Origin of the sequence: Paenibacillus sp. FSL P2-0089 (genome assembly GCF_038595095.1) — a bacterium.
In the GTDB taxonomy this organism is placed as follows: Bacteria; Bacillota; Bacilli; order Paenibacillales; family Paenibacillaceae; genus Paenibacillus_AQ; species Paenibacillus_AQ silagei.
In genome coordinates, this window is record NZ_CP152006.1 from 5,322,187 (window position 1) to 5,340,984 (window position 18,798).

Below are 18,798 nucleotides of genomic sequence, written 5' to 3' on the forward strand. Positions count from 1 at the left end.
CTTCTTCTATGCATTCTATACGCTCTACGCTCTACGCTCTACGTTTACGCTTTATGTTTACGCTCTACGTACTCTTTACGTACCCTCTACTCATTTCCTGCGCCTTCTCCTAGCCCCTACACGCCGAAGGCGGCAGGGTCCTTGCGCCAGGATTGCAGCAGCGTTACATCGCTCTCAGCAATCTTGCCTTGAGCCAGCGCTACATCGATGAGCGTGCTGTAGTTGGACAGGCTCTGGAGCGGAAGCTCCGCCGCAGCGAAGGCTTCTACGGCACGGTCAAGCTCGTAGCTGAAGATGGCCAGGACGGCCAGCGGGAGCCCGCCTGCTTCCTGTACGGCCTGCGCGGCTTTGATGGAGCTGCCGCCAGTGGAGATCAGGTCCTCGATCACGACCACCTTCTGGCCGGGCTTGATGAGTCCTTCGATCTGGTTCTGCTTGCCGTGGCCCTTGGCCTTGTCCCGGATGTAAGCCATCGGCAGACCGAGCTTATCGGCCACCCAGGCCGCGTGCGGAATACCGGCGGTTGCTGTCCCGGCAATCACCTCGGCGTCCGGGTAGCTGGTTCTGATCAGCTCTGCGAAGGCCTCCGCAATGTAGTTGCGGACATCCGGGAAGGCCATGGTCAGACGGTTATCGCAGTAGATCGGTGATTTGATGCCGGAGGTCCAGGTGAACGGCTCCTGCGGGCGCAGGGCTACGGCTCCGATCTCCAGCAAATGACTGGCGACCTGTTCACTTCGATTCTCTAATATGCTCATGCTTGGCTCATCTCCTCAATAATATTCAGTGCTGCTGCTCGCGGATCTGCCGCTGCTGTAATCGGCCGGCCTACTACCAGGTAGTGGCTGCCTTGGCGGATAGCCTGCCTCGGAGTCATGACCCGGGACTGGTCGTCCAGCGAGGCACCAGCTGGCCGGATACCCGGGGTTACGGTGCGGAACTCCGGTCCGCACGCTTCGGCAATCACCAGGGATTCCTGCGGCGATGCTACGACTCCATGCAGGCCTGCTTCCGCTGCAAGCTTGGCATAACGCACCACCGCATCCGTCACTGGTCCGGCTATGCCGATTTCCCGGTTCATCACTTCCTGGCTGGTGCTGGTAAGCTGGGTTACTGCAATGATCAGCGGCATGTGCAACGAGGGCTTCAGGCTGACCGCCTGGGCCGCTCCTTCCACAGCAGCAGCCATCATGGCAGCTCCTCCGGCGGCATGTACGTTGAACATATCAACGCCAAGCAGAGTCAAGCTCTCTGCCCCGCCCTTTACGGTGTTGGGGATATCGTGCATTTTAACATCGAGGAATACCGAATATCCGCGCTCCTTCAGTTCCCGGATGAAATCAGGTCCGGCTGCATAGAACAGCTGCATTCCCACCTTTATATAACAGGGAATGCCTTCGAGCTGTTCGATCAGCGCCCGCGCCTGGTCTGCATTCGGATAATCCAAGGCGACCATCAGGCGTCCGGCCATTTCATTACGCTTCTCTACCTGTCCGATGTTCTCATGTTCATGCTGCTGTGCTGCTGAAGTCTGCTCCACAAAGTCAACCCTCTCTCATTGTTATCTGGCAACATTCCAGGTCCCGGGCATAGGGGAACGGTCTGCGCTAACGCAAACCGTTCCTGTAGCAGCCTGTTACAGCTGCCTCACCCTCTATCTTATTGTCCGACAAAAGCAGGCATCGACTGGGACGAGAAGTTAATCGTCTGCAGCATTCTCAGCAGCGCCGTTACCGTATCGAGCGAGGTCATACATACGACGCCGTTCTCTACCGCTTCACGGCGGATGCGGAATCCGTCACGTTCAGGCGTTTTGCCCTTGGTCAGTGTATTGAAGACGAAGTTCGCTTGACCGCCGCGGATCAGATCGAGGATGGTCGGCTCGCCTTCATCCAGCTTGTTAACGTTCATCACGTTCAGCCCGGCCTGCTCCAGCGCAGCTGCTGTACCGCCGGTGGCGATGATTTTATAGCCCATGGCATGGAAGCCCTTCATCAGCTCAACCGCTTCAGCCTTGTCTTTGTCGGCTACAGTTACAATGATTGCCCCGGTAGCCGGGATCTTCATGCCTGCGCCGATCAGACCCTTGTAAAGCGCCTTGGCATACAGCTTATCGCGGCCCATGACCTCACCGGTGGATTTCATCTCCGGTCCGAGCGTAGGCTCGACTCTGCGCAGCTTGGCAAAAGAGAACACCGGCACTTTGACCGACACATAATCGCTCTCCGGCCACAGGCCTTCGGTGTACCCGTCTTCCTTCAGCTTGCCGCCAAGAATGATCTTGGTCGCCAGGTTCGCCATCGGAATACCGGTCACCTTGCTCAGGAACGGAACCGTACGCGAGGAGCGCGGATTCACTTCAATGACATAGACCTCGTTCTGATAAATGACGAACTGGATGTTCACCAGCCCGATGGTCTTGAGCTCTTTGGCAATCTTGATCGTGATCTCGGCAATCTTCTGCTTCAGACCTTCATCCAGATATTGCGGCGGGTAGACAGCGATGGAGTCGCCGGAGTGAACCCCTGCGCGTTCCACATGCTCCATGATGCCCGGAATGACAACCGTCTCTCCGTCGCAGATAGCGTCCACTTCCACTTCCTTGCCAAGCATGTAACGGTCGATCAGCACCGGATGCTCCGGATTCACTTTTACCGCTTCAACCATGTAGCTCAGCAGCTCTGTGTCGTTGTAGACAATCTCCATGGCGCGTCCGCCCAGGACATACGATGGTCGAACCAGCACCGGATAGCCCAGCGCCTGCGCCGTTTCGACAGCCTCATCAATATTGATTACGGTCTTGCCTTTAGGTTGTGCGATATCCAGACGGGCCAGCAGCGCTTCGAACTTCTTGCGGTTCTCAGCTTCGTCGATGCTCTCAAGGCTGGTACCCAGAATGTTCACGCCCGCAGCAGCAAGCGGTGCAGCCAGGTTAATCGCGGTCTGTCCGCCGAACTGTACGATGACTCCGATCGGATTCTCCTGGGCAATCACGTTCATGACATCCTCGAAGAACAGCGGCTCAAAGTACAGGCGGTCCGAGGTATTGAAATCCGTCGATACGGTCTCTGGATTGTTATTGATAATTACAGCTTCGTAGCCAGCCTTCTGTATGGCCCATACCGCATGTACCGTAGAGTAGTCGAACTCAATTCCTTGGCCGATACGGATCGGACCGGAGCCGAGTACAATGACCTTCTGCTTATCGGAATGAATGACCTCATTTTCGGTCTCATAGGTGGAGTAATAGTATGGCGTTGAAGCCTCAAATTCTGCGGCGCAGGTATCGACCATTTTAAAGACTGGAACCAGCCCTTGCTGCAGACGCAGCACACGCACTTCCGCCTCCTTGGTGAATGCCCCGCCGGGACGGCCTTCAGCACGGATTTCGGCAATCGCCCGGTCTGTGAAGCCCTTACGCTTGGCCTGATACAGTATGTCAGCAGACAGTGTCTCTTCGGCACGGATCTCGTCCTCGAAGCTCACGAGCCCTTCGATCTTGGAGAGGAACCACCAGTCCACATTCGTAATATCCTGAATCTCCTGTAGCTCATAGCCGCGGCGGAAGGCTTCCGCGATCAGGAACAGGCGCTCATCATCCGGCTTGGCAAGTCTATAGCGCAGCACACTCTCTTCAAGCAGCTCCGCTCCCGGCAAGCGGAAACGGTGGACACCAATCTCCAGCGAGCGGATGGCCTTGTGAATCGACTCTTCAAAGGTACGGCCGATCGCCATCACTTCACCGGTCGCTTTCATCTGTGTACCCAGCTTGCGGTTCGCCGAGATGAACTTGTCGAACGGCCAGCGCGGGATTTTGCTGACGATATAGTCCAGTGTAGGCTCGAAGCAGGCGTAGGTCTGTCCGGTCACCGGATTGACGATTTCGTCCAGCGTGTAGCCGAGTGCGATCTTCGCGGCCATCTTGGCAATCGGATAACCGGTCGCTTTCGACGCCAGCGCCGAGGAGCGGCTGACACGCGGATTCACTTCGATCACATAATACTGGTAGCTCTGCGGGTCCAGGGCGAACTGGACGTTACAGCCGCCTTCAATATTCAGCGCGCGGATAATCTTCAGGGAAGCACTCCGCAGCATCTGATATTCACGGTCAGACAGCGTCTGGCTCGGGGCCACTACGATACTGTCGCCCGTATGTACGCCCACCGGATCAAAGTTCTCCATGTTGCAGACCACGATACAGTTGTCGTTCGCATCACGCATAACCTCATATTCGACTTCCTTCATGCCGGCGATGCTCTTCTCGACCAGACACTGGCCGATCGGGCTGTAACGGATACCAGCCTTGACGGTCTCACGCAGCTCTTCTTCGTTGTCGCAGATTCCGCCCCCTGTTCCGCCCAGCGTGTAGGCAGGACGGACGATCAGCGGATAGCCGATTCCTGCGGCGAAGCCCAGAGCTTCTTCCACACTGGTAATAATCGCACTTTCCGGCACCGGCTGATCCAGCTCGCGCATCAGCTCGCGGAACAAATCGCGGTCCTCCGCTTTCTCGATGGATTCAAGCTGTGTACCCAGCAGCTTCACTTTCTCTTGCTCTAGGACTCCGGCACGGGCCAGCTCTACAGCCATGTTCAGGCCGGTCTGTCCGCCGAGTGTCGGCAGCAGCCCGTCCGGACGCTCCTGACGGATAATGCCAGTCACGAATTCCAGCGTAATCGGCTCGATGTATACTTTGTCAGCCATATTGGTATCGGTCATAATCGTCGCCGGGTTGCTGTTGATCAGTACGACCTCGACACCTTCTTCTTTAAGGGCCTGGCAGGCCTGAGTGCCTGCATAGTCGAATTCGGCAGCTTGACCAATAACGATCGGGCCGGAGCCGATAACCAGAATTTTTTTGAGTTTGTTGTTCTTAGGCATGTTATAGAGCTCCTTTCACGGCTTCAAGCTGGGGTGCGGATGATTTCGGTGCCGTGATTCTGGCATTCGCTGCAAGCTGCGCCTGACGCGATCCGGCCGGCCGCTGTGCCTTGTGGTCTGCGATCAGCTGCAGGAAGCGGTCGAACAGATAACTGCTGTCAAGCGGTCCCGGCGCCGCTTCCGGATGGTACTGCACCGAAAAAGCGGGGTAACGGGTATGCTTCAGTCCTTCAACGGTCTTGTCATTGTTATTGATATGGGTAACTTCCAGGTCTGTGCTGGCAATGGATTCCTCATTCACTGTGTACCCATGATTCTGGGAGGTGATGAAGCAGCGTCCGCTCTCCAGCTCTTTCACCGGATGGTTCCCGCCGCGATGGCCGAACTTGAGCTTCTCAGTGTCGGCGCCGCAGGCCAGGGCGAACAGCTGGTGTCCCAGGCAGATGCCGAAGATCGGGTATTCGCCGAGCAGCTCGGAGATTGTCTGTACCGCATAAGGCACATCCTTCGGGTCTCCAGGGCCATTCGAGAGCTGAATGCCGTCAGGGTTCAGGCGGCGGATCTCGTCTGCGGTGACATCATGAGGGACAACCACCACATCACAGCCGCGGTTGTTCAGCTCGCGCAGAATACCGGTCTTCGCGCCGTAATCGACCAGCACGATGCGTTCTTTGGTGCCCGGGCTGCTGTAGGCTGCTGTAGTTGAGGTACGTGCAACCTGATTGCGCAGCTCTTCAATGGTCGTGTCACCCATCATCTCCATCAATTCTTCCACACGCTTGTTCGAAGTGGTGAGGATTGCCTTCATGGTGCCATAGTGGCGGATAATGCGGGTAAGCATACGGGTATCAATCTCGCTGATGCCGGGAATGTCATATTCCTTCAGCAGATCGTCTACACTGTATTCAGCACGCCAGTTGCTGGGTACGGATTCGTGACGCCGCACCACAAAGCCGTGTACAAAAGGGCGAACGGACTCGAAGTCATCACGGGTAATACCGTAATTCCCGATCAGCGGATACGTCATGGTGACGATCTGCCCACAGTACGAAGGGTCCGATAGTACCTCCTGATAGCCTGTAATTCCTGTGTTAAAAACAACCTCGCCCGTCTTCTCGCCTTCCGCGCCAAATGCGGTGCCTGTAAACAGTGTTCCGTCCTGAAGCAGCAATCTCGCCTGCATGCCTTCCACTCCTTCTTGTTTCTGTAGTCTGATTCTTATGTCACAGCCATGCAGCCGGGCTGCATGGGCTACTGCTTACTTCTGTTAAGCCTCACTCCATACGGCTCTGCCGTCTACCCAGGTCTTCACCGGCCAGCCCTTAAGCTTCCATCCGGTAAAAGGTGTATTGCGACCCTTGCTCGCAAACGTGGCCGGGTCTACTTCCTTCTCTTCATTCAAGTCAATCAGGGTCAGATCGGCAGGCGCCCCAACGGTAAGGCTGCCTGTATTCAGTCTGAACACCCGGGCCGGATCAGCGGTCATCCGCTGCACCAGCAGGGACAGATCCCATTTGCCTGTGGCCACAAAAGCGGTATACAGCAGCGGGAAGGCCGTCTCAAAGCCGACGATGCCAAACGGTGCAAGCTGCATGCCTTTGGCTTTCTCTTCCTCGCTGTGCGGGGCATGGTCGGTCACGATGATATCCAGCGTGCCGTCCAGCAGCCCTTCGATGCAGGCCTCAACGTCACGGCGCGAGCGCAGCGGCGGGTTCATTTTCCAATTGGCGTCCATGCCCGGAATATCCTCCTCCGAGAGCAGCAGATGATGCGGGCACACCTCGGCGGTCACCTTAATGCCGATTTGCTTCGCCTGGCGGATCAGCCGGACCGATTGCTCGGTGCTGACATGGCACACATGATAGTGAACACCGGTTGCTTCAGACAGCAGAATGTCACGGCCTACATGAATGGCTTCCGACTCGTTCGGAATTCCCTTCAGGCCATGCTTGTCGGCAAAAGTGCCTTCGGCTACCGGCGCTCCTTCCACCAGAGAGTTATCCTCACAGTGGGCAATCACCGGCATATCCAGTCCCTTCGCCAGCTTCATCGCATCCTTCATCATCTGCGCGCTCTGTACGCCTACGCCGTCATCGGTGAAGCCGATCGCTCCCGCTTCCTTCAGTGCCGCAAAATCCGTCAGCTCGCGTCCCAGCTCATTCTTGGTAATGGCCGCATAAGGCAGCACCTTCACAAGCCCCGCTTCACGTGCCTTGTCCTTCACGAGCTGTACGATCTCTGCACTGTCAGTTACCGGGCGTGTGTTCGGCATGCAGGCAATCGTTGTGAATCCGCCTTTGGCTGCCGAACGTGCACCGGTCTCAATCGTTTCCTTATGCTCGAACCCCGGTTCACGTAAGTGCACATGCATATCGATCAGTCCCGGAATCAGCAGCTTACCTTCCGCTTCAACGATCTCTCCGGCTTCTTCTACCGCCTCGGCGGCATCCTGAATCTTCGAGATAACTCCGTCCTGCACAACAATATGCTTGCGCTCCAGCACGCCTTTTTCGTTCAGTACACTGGCATTTTTGATGATCACGGTTAGGATTCTCCTTTGTGCCTTCCGGCCGCAGCCGTAAGCTCTGTAGTTATTATATAATAAAAATTCATCTTTGTGTATATTTATTAATACGCTTATGTGAGGTTTTTTTCTGCTACTGCAGCGCCCGCTCCATGACAGCCATCCGTACCGGCACTCCGTTCGCCATCTGCGGGAAAATCCGTGACTGGCTGCTCTCCACCACCGCATCGTCGATCTCCACATTGCGGTTGACCGGCGCCGGGTGCATGATGATCGTTGCCGGGTCCAGCCTCGATGCCCGTTCCTCAGTCAGCCCGAAGTGCTCCCGGTACTGCTCGGCCGATAAAATTATGCCCGAAGCATGCCGCTCCAGCTGCACTCTCAGCATCATGACCACATCCGCTTTCAGCGCTTCTTCCATAGACACATATGGAGCGTAGGCCGCAAGCTCAGGAGCCTGCATATTTGCCGGTGCGCAGAACTGCACGCTTGCCCCCATTTTAGTGAGTGCCCAGAGATTGGACCGCGCTACCCGGCTGTGCATAATATCCCCGATAATCGAGACCTTCAGGCCCTTCAGTCCGCCAAAATGCTTGCGCATCGTGTACAGGTCCAGCAGCGCTTGCGTCGGATGCTCGTTGTTGCCGTCCCCGGCATTGATGAGCGGAACGCCTACCTTCTCGGCAAGCTGCTGCAGTACCCCGGCTGGCTTCAGCCGGACCACTCCGGCATCGATGCCCATCGACTCTAGTGTGCGCACTGTGTCGTAGATGGACTCGCCCTTCTCGACACTGGAGGCCGCAGCCGTGAAGTTCAGTACTTGCACACCCAGGCGTTTCTCGGCCATTTCGAAGGAAAAGCGGGTTCTCGTACTATTCTCGAAGAACATATTGGCAACAAAATGGGCTCTCAGCACCGGCGTGAGCTTCTCGCTCTGATTATCCCAGTAGGCTGTTCTGTCTAACAGCTGGTTAATCTCCGACTCCGCCAGCTCCTTCATCCCCAGCAGACTGCGTTCCTTCACCTTAGTTGCCGTCATCATTGTTATCGTTCCTCCCGGTTTGAAATAATGTACACCTCGTCCTTGCCGTCATATTCGCTCAGGGACACTTCAATCTGCTCATGCCTGGAGGTAGGTACGTTCTTGCCGATGTAGTCGGGGCGGATCGGCAGCTCCCGGTGGCCGCGGTCAGCCAGTACAGCCAGCTGGATCATCCGGGGCCGTCCGCAATCCATCAGCGCATCCATTGCCGCGCGGATCGTTCTTCCGGTGTACAGTACATCGTCGAACAGGATCACTTTCTTGTCCCGGGTGCCGCTGGTGCCGGCAGGCAGGATCAGGTTGCTGTTGACAACTGCCTTGTCCATCGCTTCCCGGTTGTCCCCGCCGCCTTCGCGGTCATCGCGGTAATGGGTAATGTCCAGCTCCCCGTATGGGATGTCCACGCCCTCGATTTCCTTAATGCGCTCCGCGATCCGCTGAGCCAGGTAGATCCCCCTGGTCCGGATGCCGACCAGCAGGCAATTCTCGATACCCTTGTTTTTCTCCAAAATCTCATGTGCAATGCGTGACAGTGCCCGGCGAATCGCCGTTTCGTCCATAATGACATTTTTTTCAGTAACCATCCTCTTTGCCATCCCCCTGCTTGATCGCCTGTTCAAGTTCCCCGGATAAACTAAAAAACTCCTTGCCCAAAGCAGGCAAGGAGTGAAATCCGCAGATTCAAAAAGATGGCGTGTCCGCGCGCATAAAAAGACCCTCCGTACTCCTACGGATTTCTTCTTTCATGACGCGAACCTCGATTCACGTTACCTTGCCAGCCTCACGGGACTGAATTAAAGGCGCTATTCAACTATAGGGAATTATGACAGATGGACGGGGGGATGTCAAATTATATTCGGAAAAGTGGGTGAAGTGCAGGGGTGGTAGGGAAAAGACATTTGAGTGAGGAACACAGACATTTAGGTGAAGGGCGCGGCTGCGGTGATTTTGGACTTTCGGTCGCTGTTGTCTCCAGATTTCTTGATTTAGACCGCTTCTCGCGGTGGAAATCCGGAGACAAAGGCGAACGCTATCGCTCCTGCAGTTCCAAAATCCCCTCCGCCGCTTCCACCTAAACGGTGCAAGGGACAAGGACTTGCCATCCCCCTTGGGGGAGGGGCAGGCAGTGGGGGCACTATGGCGTTGCGATGATAGTACTTCGTAACAACTCCAAATACGAAGTGCGAAACCTCCCCTCCAACCTTTGGATAATTTTGTTCCTGCGCTCCCTCTGCTATGATGAAGCTGGAGGCGAATACAATCATGAACATGGAGTTTGTTACTATAGAAGAATGGGATGAAGCGTGGTGGGGGCGGATGGAGCAGATCTACCATGAGGCTTTTCCGAGCGGGGCTAAGACTAAGGGGATACTGCGCAGTACGCTGAACCGGGGCATTGGTTACTTACATGCGGGGATGCATAAAGGGGTTGTGGTCGCGATGGCTGTTACTGGCGTTGTGGGACAAGCTGCAGACAAGATCCTGATTATCGATTACCTGGCGGTGGATAAGGCATTGCGCGGAGAGGGAACGGGGACCTGGATGCTGGAGCAGATCAAAGCTTGGGCTGTGCAGGAACACGGCATCCGGGGAATCATCATTGAGGCGGAATCCGGGACTACGGAGTCGCACAAGGAACGCATTCATTTCTGGGAGCGGAACGGGTTCGTCCTGACCTCTTATGTGCATCAATATCGAATGGTACCGGAGCCTTATCAGGCCATGATGCTGCAACTGGGTGAACCGGGGAATGTGCCGGATGACGGCGAAGCGCTGTTTCGGTACATTAATGCTTTCCATCGGGTTGCTTACCGGAAAGGGTAGGCTGCACTGATGCTTTACTGATGCTCTAATGTTGCACATTATGCAGGAATTCTTCCGCTTAACTAAGCTGCTGGGCCAATTGTTGCAGTTTTTGCAGGATTCATGCCAAAGATTCATCATCACCGAATGGAATGTTGTAAAAAGTGCAGGATTTGCGTGTCCGGGCTTGGTCTGAGCGGTGCGAGGTTGCAATTTGTGCAACAAATTGGGGCGGGTGGCCGGGCCAGGCCGTGCAATCACCATAGTAAATAGACGGTGACACATAAAAGCCGCCGCAGATTTCTCCGCAGCGGCTTCCCATTCAAACCAAACTTAAAATTCAAATTCAACGTCGCTCAGACGTCTTTGGATTTCGGAGATGACACGCTTCTCCTCTTCCTCACCCTTGGCCACGAAGGTCACGGAGAAACGCACGAACGCGCCGGCATCATCCCAAGGCACGGTGGAGATGAGCTTCTCGCGGATCAGGAACTGCGAGAAATCCTCGCCGGATTCGAAGCGGCGTCCGCCCTTGACGCCCTTAGGTGCGGCTACATACAGGAAGAAGGAGCCCTTCGGCTTCTCGGCCTTGAAGCCCAGGCTGTTCAGCGCATCCACCAGCATGTTGTGGCGGCGGGAGTATTTGGCGGCAATCGCTTCGGTAATCTCAGGATGAGATAGGCCATAAGCGGCAGCTTTTTGAATCGCGATGAACTGGCCGGAATCATTGTTGTCCTTCACATCACTGAACGCCTTCACGATCAGCGGGTTGCCGGCCACGAAGCCGATTCTCCAGCCGGTCATGTTGTAGGACTTGGACAGGGAGTGCAGCTCAACGCCAACATCCTTGGCACCAGGCACGGACAGGAAGCTCAGAGGCTTCACGCCGTCATACGTTAGTGCAGCATAAGGTGCGTCATGGATGACAACTACATCATATTTTTTGGCCCAGGCCACTACTTCGCTGAAGAATTCAGGGGTGGCGCTTGCTCCGGTAGGGTTGTTCGGATAATTGAGGTAGAGCAGCTTCGCCTTGCGGGCTACCTCTTCAGGAATGGAGCTCAGGTCAGGCAGGAAGTTGTTCTCCTTCTTCAGCTCCACAGAATAGACTTGTCCTCCCAGATACTTGGTATGGGTGCCCAGCACCGGATAGCCCGGAATGGTCATGATTGTGATGTCGCCCGGATTAATGAATACGGATGGCAGCATAGCCAGCGCAGGCTTCGAGCCGATGGAATGCACGATTTCTGTTACAGGGTCAATTCCGTCCACCTGAAAAACTTCCTTAAGATAGACAGCCGCAGCCGCCTTAAATTCAGGAATACCGTTATCGGAGTAACCGCGGTTCTCTTCCTTAGCCGCTTCCAGCGCAAGTCTGGACACGATACCTTCATCTGCCATTTCGTCCGGCTCACCGACGCCCATGTCGATCAGTTCAATGTTCGGAAAATCCTGCTTCGCCGAAGCTTTGGCGCGTTTGATTTTCTCAAATTTGTAGATGGAGGTGTCCTTGCCGTATCCTTCGCCGCCGATGCGGTCTGCAAAATTCGTCTGAATGAATGTCGCCTGATATTGTTCAATGCTCATAATCTTCTATTCATCTCCTGGGCCTATATTGTGAAGCTATGCTCTTAATATGACGCAAATCCGGCCTGTGTACCATGGATTTATAATCTATTGATTTGTACTTATCTGCTGCGCAGCGTAAATAGAAGCTCTTCCATATCCGCCGGAATCGGTGCGCTGAACTCCTTGTACTCGCCTGTAGAAGGATGTACAAAACCGAGTACCGCTGCATGAAGGGCTTGTCCGTTCATAGTAGTTCCCTTGCTGCGCCCGTAGACCGGATCACCCACCAGCGGATGGCCGATGAATTTCATGTGAACACGGATCTGGTGCGTGCGTCCAGTCTCAAGCTGAAGCTCCAGCAGTGTGCAGTCACCGAACCGCTCCAGCACGGTAAAATGCGTCACGGAGCGCTTGCTGTTCTTCTCGGTTACGGTATACAGCTTGCGGTCATGCGGATCACGGCCGATTGGAGCATCTACGGTTCCCTTGTCATGAGACAGATTGCCGTGCACCACTGCGATATAGCGGCGGGTCACGCTGTGCTCCTTAAGCTGGGCGGACAGCGAAGCATGACTGGCGTCATTTTTGGCTGCCATAATCAGACCAGAGGTATCCTTGTCGATCCGGTGTACAATGCCTGGACGAATCTCGCCGTTAATACCGGACAGATCCTTGCAATGATACATCAGCGCATTGACCAGAGTGCCGGAAGGATGCCCTACTGCCGGATGCACAACCATGCCGCGCTCCTTGTTCACCACAATCACATCACTGTCTTCATAAGCCACTTCAATTGGGATATCCTGTGCGATCAGGTCCGTAACCTCGGGTTCCGGCACCGTAACGGTTACCTTATCGCCTTCATTCAGCTTGTAGTTCGCTTTGACCGGCGAGCCGTTCACCACAACATGGCCGCTGCCGATCCATAGCTGAACCTGGGAGCGCGAGATCTCGTCTTCCAAGGCCTCTGTAACGTATTTATCAATCCGCTCCCGCGCATTGCCCTCGGCAACGATCCATTCTGTGACGTCTCTTTCTTCCTCGAGGGCGCCTGAATCCGCCAGCTCTGTGACGTCTTTGTTCAAATCATTCATTCCCTTCTTTGACTTCCTGTGATTCCTTCACCTCGGTGACTTCCTGTTCGCCCTTCACTTCCAGCAGCGTGTCCAGAATAATCAGGCCCACCCCGACCACGATACAGGAATCGGCCACGTTGAAGATCGGGAACGTATAGCTTCCGAAATTGAACATGAGGAAATCCACAACCTCACCGTTAAGAATCCGGTCCAGGAAGTTGCCGATCGCTCCGCCAAGGACAAGCGCCAGTGCAGTAGGCAGCAGCTTGCGGGTCTTGCGGGCCTTGTTCAGGTACCAGACGATTCCGCATACAACGATTACTGTAATCACAATGAAGAACCACTGCTGCCCCTCCAGAATTCCGAAGGCGGCTCCACGATTGCGGTGTGACGTAATAATGAAGAAATCCTTGATTACCGGAATTTGCTCTGCGAGCTCCAGCCGGGTGGCAATCAGATATTTGGTACCCTGGTCAATCAGAAATACAATTAGCGCAATCAGAAAGTACACCACAGAAGTTGTCACTCCGTTCTTATTTTTCCCGCGGCTACGCGGTACGAATACTGTATAAAGACTTGTATATTGTAGCACAGGCCTCAAGAACCCGTCTATTGCCTGACCAGGTAAGCCGGTTAAGGCAGGGCACTATTTGCCATCGCTAAAAAAGGGCCCCGGAGGCCAAGCTATCCGTACAAGCGGAACCGGCTTTGCCATCCTTTTAAAGGACGGTACCGTTTCAGCGATTAGCTACCGAAAGGAGCTCACAGCAATGAGCCATCTGACACCACAGCAGCTCTCCGGGCTGCGTACTGCTCTCCTGCAGCAGCAGGAGGATATCAAGCACAGGCTAAGCAATAGCGGACAATACGGACTGCAGGAGGCTATGCGGGACAACACCGGCGAGCTGTCCGAAATCGATAACCATCCCGGCGATGCCGCCACAGAGCTGTATAATCGTTCCATGGATATCTCTCTGCTGGAGCGCGATGAGCATGAGCTGGACGATATTGAATCCGCCCTGCGGGCGATGGACGAAGGAACCTACGGCATCTGCATCGCCAGCGGCGAACCGATCCCCTACGAGCGCCTGGCCGCCCTTCCCTCCACCCGCTACACGAAAGAGCATGCTCCCCGTCAGAGTGCTCCGTTCACCCGTCCGGCCGAGGAAGAGCTGCTGTCTCCGCCGTTTGGCCGCACCAGCCTCGATGAGCGGGACGGCCAGAACGGCTTCGATGGCGAGGATGCCTGGCAGATCGTGGAGAGCTGGGGCAACTCGGATTCACCGGCCATGGCAGAAGGGAACAACATCGGCTCCTACAATGATATGGAGATCGAAGCGGATGAAACCGAGGGCTTCGTGGAGCCCTGGGAGAATTTCGTGGCCACCGACATTTCGGGCAATCATCTGATGATTATTAAGGGCAACAGCTACCGTCATTACATGGACGACGAGGAAGGCGACTACCTGCTGGACCCGACTCGAAAAGAACGGAAATAGATCAGCTGGCACAGCAAATGAGCACAAACCATGCCCAGCTAATGTTGCTTGGCAATGGTTAGGAATGATCCGAAGAGAGAGCTGGAGAGGCTTAATTGCACTTTATACAACTAAAACATCTGATTCATACGTGATATCCCGTTTAGTTGCATTCCGTCCATTTAAAAAGCCTTGTACTCTAAGTTCGGGCCTCTTTAGGCAAATTTAGTTGTACAGATTACAGTTATCCGTTTAAAACAGGCTATTTTGCTGCATTTAGGTGTACATTCTACAACTATCCCTGTGCTTGTTTTGGAACCCTGTTCCAATTTCTACTAATCGCAAGGCCCCACCATTGTGGGGTTATTTCAGGTTCAGCCGCACTCAGAACGTCTTCAGCTCCAGCTGATGCTGGACAATCCGCACAATGTCCGCGATATAGTCGCCGATGATCGGCAGATTCAGCGCACCCAGCACCTGAAGCACATAAATAATCGTCGCTGCAAAAAAAGTGAACCCGAGCGCAATCCCCAGCCCCCTGGCCGTTCCGGAGAGAATGTTCAGCCAGATCAGCCGGAACGGGGAATGCAGCAGCTCGGTAAATTCCGAGATTCGTGACTTCTCCATCTGTTGAGCCAGACTCGTGGTCATCCGGTACAAGGCGTTCAGCTTCTCTTCCGGGGGAAGATCGGGCGGATCGACGGCTGCTGTGACAGTCACTGTAGGCTTAGGATCGGAAGAAGCGGCTGGCTGACTTTTCTCAGGATATTCTGCGCCCGGATCTGTCTTGCCCGATGGTTGGCCTGCTCCAGAATGCATGGGCTGCTGCTCATGCTGTGCTTCCTCCCTGTTATTCCCTCTGTCCGTGGTTCTGATCGAAATTCTTCCCGGCCCGTCCGGCTGCTTCGGCTGCTCCGCAGGAATCTTCCCGTTGTTCCATCCGCCCATGCCCCTGCACCTCCTGTTGTCTGTAAGCCGCAAAACAAACGAGCCCGGTCAAAGAGAATTCTCTCTTCAAGCACAGGGCTCGTCATTTGCATCTAACCCGTGGAAACTTTTCCTTTGCGGCTAGTATATGCCATACATGGACAAGTAATGCAGGAAATGCGCGGCCGCTCTGGAGTTAAGCGCCGATATGAATACCGATGCTCTTGCCGCCGGCATCCACGGTCTCATAGGTATACTCTCCGTCAAAATCAACCGTAGTCACCAGTACATTCTCACGCAGCACATGCTCGAATGCGGTCACCGCCGCCTTCAGCTCGTCATCGACATGCAGGGTCAGCGCAACCCGCTTGTCGATCGGCAGATCCAGACGTTTGCGGTAATCCTGCACCGCACGTACGACTTCGCGTACCCAGCCTTCCTGTACCAGCTCCGGCGTGATTTCCGTGTTCAAGGCCACTGTCAGTCCATAGCCGGAAGCGGAGGCAAAGCCTGGTTTGGCCTGCTTCTCAACCAGCAGCTCCTCGGACGTAATCTGCAGCTCTTCTCCGTCCGGTGACACAATGGCGATAACGCCTTCTTGCACTGCTTTGCGGGTAGCGTCACTGTCCATCGCTTTGAGGAAGCCCTGCAGGAAGCCAACGCTCTTGCCGTATTTCTTGCCTGCCACCTTCAGGTTCAGCTTCAGGGTGAAGTCTACGAAGCCGCTGTCGCTGTGCTCGATGACGATATTCTTGACGTTGATCTCTTCTTTGATCAGCTCTTCATAATCCGCCACGTTGAAGTCGTCCGGAGTGGAGGCAATCAGCTCGGACAACGGCTGGCGGGTCTTGATGCCGCTCTCGTTGCGGACGTTACGGGCCAGCTCGACGATGCCGCGGGCATACTCCATATCTTTTTCTAGAGCAAGGTCGATCAGGTTCTCATCCGCTGCCGGATAGTCTGCCAGATGCACACTCTCTCCGCCGCCCAGGTTCGTGAAGATATCCTCGGACAGCATCGGGGTGAATGGAGCCATCAGCTTGGCCGTTGTCAGCAGGACATGCGTTAAGGTGCGGTAAGCATCCAGCTTCTCTTCGCCCAGCCCGCTGCCCCAGAACCGGTCACGGGAACGGCGGATGTACCAGTTGCTCAGCTCATCCACGAAGTTCTCAATGGCCTTGGAGGTGTTCACGAAATCATTCACAGCAAGCCCCTTATCCACCAGCACGATCAGGCTGTTCAGGCGGGATAGAATCCAGCGGTCGAGCTTATGCTCAGACACCTTGAACGGGTGATCCGCAGGATCATAGCCGTCGATTCCGGCATACAGCGTAAGGAAGGCATGCGTGTTCACCAGAGTGTCCACTACCTTGGACTTCGTCTCCCCGACCAGACTGCGCGAGAACCGCTTGTTGTTCCACGGCGCACTGTCAGACAGAATGGCCCAGCGGAAGGCATCCGTGCCGTATTCGTTCATGATCTCCCAAGGGTCGATGACATTGCCTTTGGATTTGGACATCTTCTGGCCGTTCTCATCGAAAATATGGCCGTGGGCGATAACCGCCTTGTACGGCGCCTTGCCTGTGAACAGGGTCGATACTGCCAGCAGGCTGTAGAACCAGCCGCGCGTCTGGTCGATCCCTTCGCAGATCATATCTGCCGGATACTGGTCCTCGAACTGGTCTTGATTCTCGAACGGGTAATGACTCTGGGCGAACGGCATCGAGCCGCTGTCGAACCAGACGTCGATCACTTCCGGGGTACGGACCATGACGCCGCCTTCGCTGAACGGGCTGCGCAGCTGGATATTATCCACATACGGCTTATGCAGCTCGATATCCTCAGCGACCTCGCCGATGGCCATCGCTCTCAGCTCGGCGATGCTGTGCGGTGCAAATTCCTTGCCGGTATCCTGGCAGACCCATACGTTAAGTGGTGTACCCCAGTAGCGGTTACGGCTGATATTCCAGTCCACCAGCTCCTCCAGGAACTTGCCGAAGCGGCCTTCGCGCACATGGTCCGGGTACCAGTCCACACTGTTATTGTTGGCAATCAGCTGATCCTTGATCGCAGTCGTCTGGATGAACCAGCTGTCTGTTGCATAATAGAGCAGCGGGGTGTCGCAGCGCCAGCAGAACGGATAGCTGTGCTCGTATTTCTCTTTGTGGTAGAGCAGTCCGCGTTCAGACAGCACCTTCACGATATCAAGGTCACAGTCCTTCACGAACCGTCCGGCAAAATCACTCACTACATCCGTGTATTTCCCGGAAGCATCCACTACATTCACGAAGCTGATCCCATTCTCGCGGCAGCTCTTATAGTCGTCTTCCCCGTGAGCCGGAGCCATATGTACGATCCCGGTACCGCTGGAGTCCGTTACAAAAGAGGCTCCGACAATCACATTATGCTTCTCTGCCTTGATATAACCGAACGGCGGTGTGTAGCTCTGGCCGATAAAGTCAGCGCCTGTGTGTGTAGACAGGATGGTGTACTCGCCCTTCAATACTTCGTCCACCAGATTCTTAGCCAGTACATACACGCCGTCTTCCTGCTGCGCACGCACATATTCCATAGCCGGATTCATCGCCAGCGCCATGTGCGCCGGAAGCGTCCAAGGCGTAGTCGTCCAGGCCAGCACATAGTCGCCGCTGCCGTCCAGCTTGAACTTGGCGGTGGCACTCAGATCCTTAACGGTCTTATACCCCTGGGCTACTTCATGGGAGCTGAGGGTCGTCTGGCAGCTCGGGCAGTACGGGCTAACGCGGTGACCCCGGTACATCAGGCCTTTCTCATGAACCGTAGCCAGGATGTTCCACACACTCTCAATATACGTATTGTCCAGCGTTACATACGGATGATCCAGATCTGTCCAGTAGCCGATCGCTTCCGTGAACTCGCGCCACTGCTTCTCATAGCCGAATACACTTTCCTTACATTCCTTGATGAACTTCTCCACACCATATTCTTCGATATCCTGCTTGCCGGAGATGCCGAGCTTCTTCTGCACCCCGAGCTCTACCGGCAGGCCGTGCGTATCCCAGCCCGCTTTGCGGATGACGCGGAAGCCCTTCATGGTCTGGTAGCGGCCGATAAAATCCTTGATGACCCGGCCCAGCACGTGCCCGATATGCGGCACCCCGTTCGCGGTCGGCGGCCCTTCATAGAACACATAGTTCGGGCGTCCCTCGCGGTTCTCCATCGAGCGGCGGAATGTGTCCTCCTCACTCCACTTTTTCAAGATCCGGACATCTCTGGCCCGGGCTTTTTCTTTGACGTCTACCTTATGCATGATGGTCAATCCCTTCGTTTAGTCTTAAACTGTATCGGATTACATCCGAGCCTTCTTCTTCTTAAAAGATTTTAATGATTTTTAAAAAATTTTCGATCCCTCCCAAACCCTCCCTTCGCCAAGGGAGGGCCCCAAGGGCGCTGCCCTCTGGACACCCGAAATAAGTGCATCGTGCGAGGAGCAGTGTCAGTGGACGGGAAGGATTACTT

Annotated in this window: 14 protein-coding genes; 2 read left to right on the forward strand and 12 right to left on the reverse strand. The window is 55.1% G+C overall.

Annotation, left to right across the window (positions count from 1 at the left end):
• Nucleotides 1–116: 116 nt before the first annotated feature.
• The 7 genes from pyrE to pyrR form a co-directional block, all read right to left on the reverse strand.
• Nucleotides 117–758, reverse strand: a complete 642-nt coding sequence (pyrE, locus tag NST69_RS22280) for an orotate phosphoribosyltransferase (protein WP_342547146.1) — start codon at nt 756–758, stop codon at nt 117–119.
• Nucleotides 755–1,471 (reverse strand): orotidine-5'-phosphate decarboxylase, encoded by a 717-nt coding sequence (gene pyrF / locus NST69_RS22285; RefSeq protein ID WP_036724375.1) that lies wholly within the window; start codon nt 1,469–1,471, stop codon nt 755–757. The genes pyrE and pyrF overlap by 4 nt, the downstream gene beginning before the upstream one ends.
• A 188-nt stretch (nt 1,472–1,659) precedes the next feature.
• The gene (carB, locus tag NST69_RS22290; protein WP_036724235.1) at nt 1,660–4,881 is read right to left on the reverse strand and encodes a carbamoyl-phosphate synthase large subunit; all 3,222 of its coding nucleotides are present in this window, start codon (nt 4,879–4,881) and stop codon (nt 1,660–1,662) included.
• A 1-nt stretch (nt 4,882) separates the two neighbouring features.
• Nucleotides 4,883–6,064: a glutamine-hydrolyzing carbamoyl-phosphate synthase small subunit gene (carA, locus tag NST69_RS22295; protein ID WP_051477942.1), complete on the reverse strand. Its 1,182-nt coding sequence runs from the start codon at nt 6,062–6,064 to the stop codon at nt 4,883–4,885.
• Between the two features lie 84 nt (nt 6,065–6,148).
• Complete coding sequence (locus tag NST69_RS22300; RefSeq protein WP_342550210.1) at nt 6,149–7,432, reverse strand: dihydroorotase; 1,284 nt, start codon at nt 7,430–7,432, stop codon at nt 6,149–6,151.
• Between the two features lie 106 nt (nt 7,433–7,538).
• The gene (locus NST69_RS22305; protein ID WP_342547147.1) at nt 7,539–8,447 is read right to left on the reverse strand and encodes an aspartate carbamoyltransferase catalytic subunit; all 909 of its coding nucleotides are present in this window, start codon (nt 8,445–8,447) and stop codon (nt 7,539–7,541) included.
• Nucleotides 8,448–8,449: 2 nt separating this feature from the next.
• The gene (gene pyrR, locus NST69_RS22310) at nt 8,450–9,031 is read right to left on the reverse strand and encodes a bifunctional pyr operon transcriptional regulator/uracil phosphoribosyltransferase PyrR (protein ID WP_342547148.1); all 582 of its coding nucleotides are present in this window, start codon (nt 9,029–9,031) and stop codon (nt 8,450–8,452) included.
• A gap of 679 nt (nt 9,032–9,710) precedes the next feature.
• Here pyrR and NST69_RS22315 point away from each other — a divergent pair.
• Nucleotides 9,711–10,271 carry a GNAT family N-acetyltransferase gene (locus NST69_RS22315; protein WP_342547149.1) on the forward strand — a complete coding sequence of 187 codons (561 nt, stop codon included), beginning with the start codon at nt 9,711–9,713 and terminating at the stop codon, nt 10,269–10,271.
• 312 nt (nt 10,272–10,583) lie between these two features.
• On the opposite strand, the gene NST69_RS22320 is transcribed toward NST69_RS22315, so the two are convergent.
• From NST69_RS22320 to lspA, 3 genes are all read right to left on the reverse strand, one after another.
• Nucleotides 10,584–11,837: an LL-diaminopimelate aminotransferase gene (locus NST69_RS22320; RefSeq protein WP_036724241.1), complete on the reverse strand. Its 1,254-nt coding sequence runs from the start codon at nt 11,835–11,837 to the stop codon at nt 10,584–10,586.
• 101 nt (nt 11,838–11,938) lie between these two features.
• Nucleotides 11,939–12,913, reverse strand: coding sequence for an RluA family pseudouridine synthase (locus NST69_RS22325; protein ID WP_342547150.1), 975 nt, complete (start codon nt 12,911–12,913; stop codon nt 11,939–11,941).
• Entirely contained in the window at nt 12,906–13,409 is a 504-nt protein-coding gene (gene lspA, locus NST69_RS22330; RefSeq protein WP_076075971.1) for a signal peptidase II, read from the reverse strand. Before lspA ends, NST69_RS22325 begins: the two co-directional genes overlap by 8 nt.
• 256 nt (nt 13,410–13,665) lie before the next feature.
• Here lspA and NST69_RS22335 point away from each other — a divergent pair, with 256 nt between their 5' ends.
• Nucleotides 13,666–14,394, forward strand: a complete 729-nt coding sequence (locus tag NST69_RS22335; protein WP_342547151.1) for a TraR/DksA C4-type zinc finger protein — start codon at nt 13,666–13,668, stop codon at nt 14,392–14,394.
• Nucleotides 14,395–14,757: 363 nt separating this feature from the next.
• Here the strand turns inward: NST69_RS22335 and NST69_RS22340 are convergent, their stop codons facing one another.
• The gene (locus tag NST69_RS22340; protein ID WP_342550211.1) at nt 14,758–15,093 is read right to left on the reverse strand and encodes a DUF5665 domain-containing protein; all 336 of its coding nucleotides are present in this window, start codon (nt 15,091–15,093) and stop codon (nt 14,758–14,760) included.
• Between the two features lie 403 nt (nt 15,094–15,496).
• Nucleotides 15,497–18,589: an isoleucine--tRNA ligase gene (gene ileS, locus NST69_RS22345; RefSeq protein WP_342547152.1), complete on the reverse strand. Its 3,093-nt coding sequence runs from the start codon at nt 18,587–18,589 to the stop codon at nt 15,497–15,499.
• Nucleotides 18,590–18,798: the final 209 nt, after the last annotated feature.

Coding starts and splice junctions, on each gene's coding strand:
- pyrE (WP_342547146.1), bottom strand. CDS start 758: ATGAGCATATTAGAGAATCGAAGTGAACAGGTCGCCAGTCATTTGCTG.
- pyrF (WP_036724375.1), bottom strand. CDS start 1,471: ATGGCCGGACGCCTGATGGTCGCCTTGGATTATCCGAATGCAGACCAG.
- carB (WP_036724235.1), bottom strand. CDS start 4,881: ATGCCTAAGAACAACAAACTCAAAAAAATTCTGGTTATCGGCTCCGGC.
- carA (WP_051477942.1), bottom strand. CDS start 6,064: ATGCAGGCGAGATTGCTGCTTCAGGACGGAACACTGTTTACAGGCACC.
- NST69_RS22305 (WP_342547147.1), bottom strand. CDS start 8,447: ATGATGACGGCAACTAAGGTGAAGGAACGCAGTCTGCTGGGGATGAAG.
- pyrR (WP_342547148.1), bottom strand. CDS start 9,031: ATGGTTACTGAAAAAAATGTCATTATGGACGAAACGGCGATTCGCCGG.
- NST69_RS22315 (WP_342547149.1), top strand. CDS start 9,711: ATGAACATGGAGTTTGTTACTATAGAAGAATGGGATGAAGCGTGGTGG.
- NST69_RS22320 (WP_036724241.1), bottom strand. CDS start 11,837: ATGAGCATTGAACAATATCAGGCGACATTCATTCAGACGAATTTTGCA.
- NST69_RS22325 (WP_342547150.1), bottom strand. CDS start 12,913: ATGAATGATTTGAACAAAGACGTCACAGAGCTGGCGGATTCAGGCGCC.
- NST69_RS22335 (WP_342547151.1), top strand. CDS start 13,666: ATGAGCCATCTGACACCACAGCAGCTCTCCGGGCTGCGTACTGCTCTC.
- ileS (WP_342547152.1), bottom strand. CDS start 18,589: ATGCATAAGGTAGACGTCAAAGAAAAAGCCCGGGCCAGAGATGTCCGG.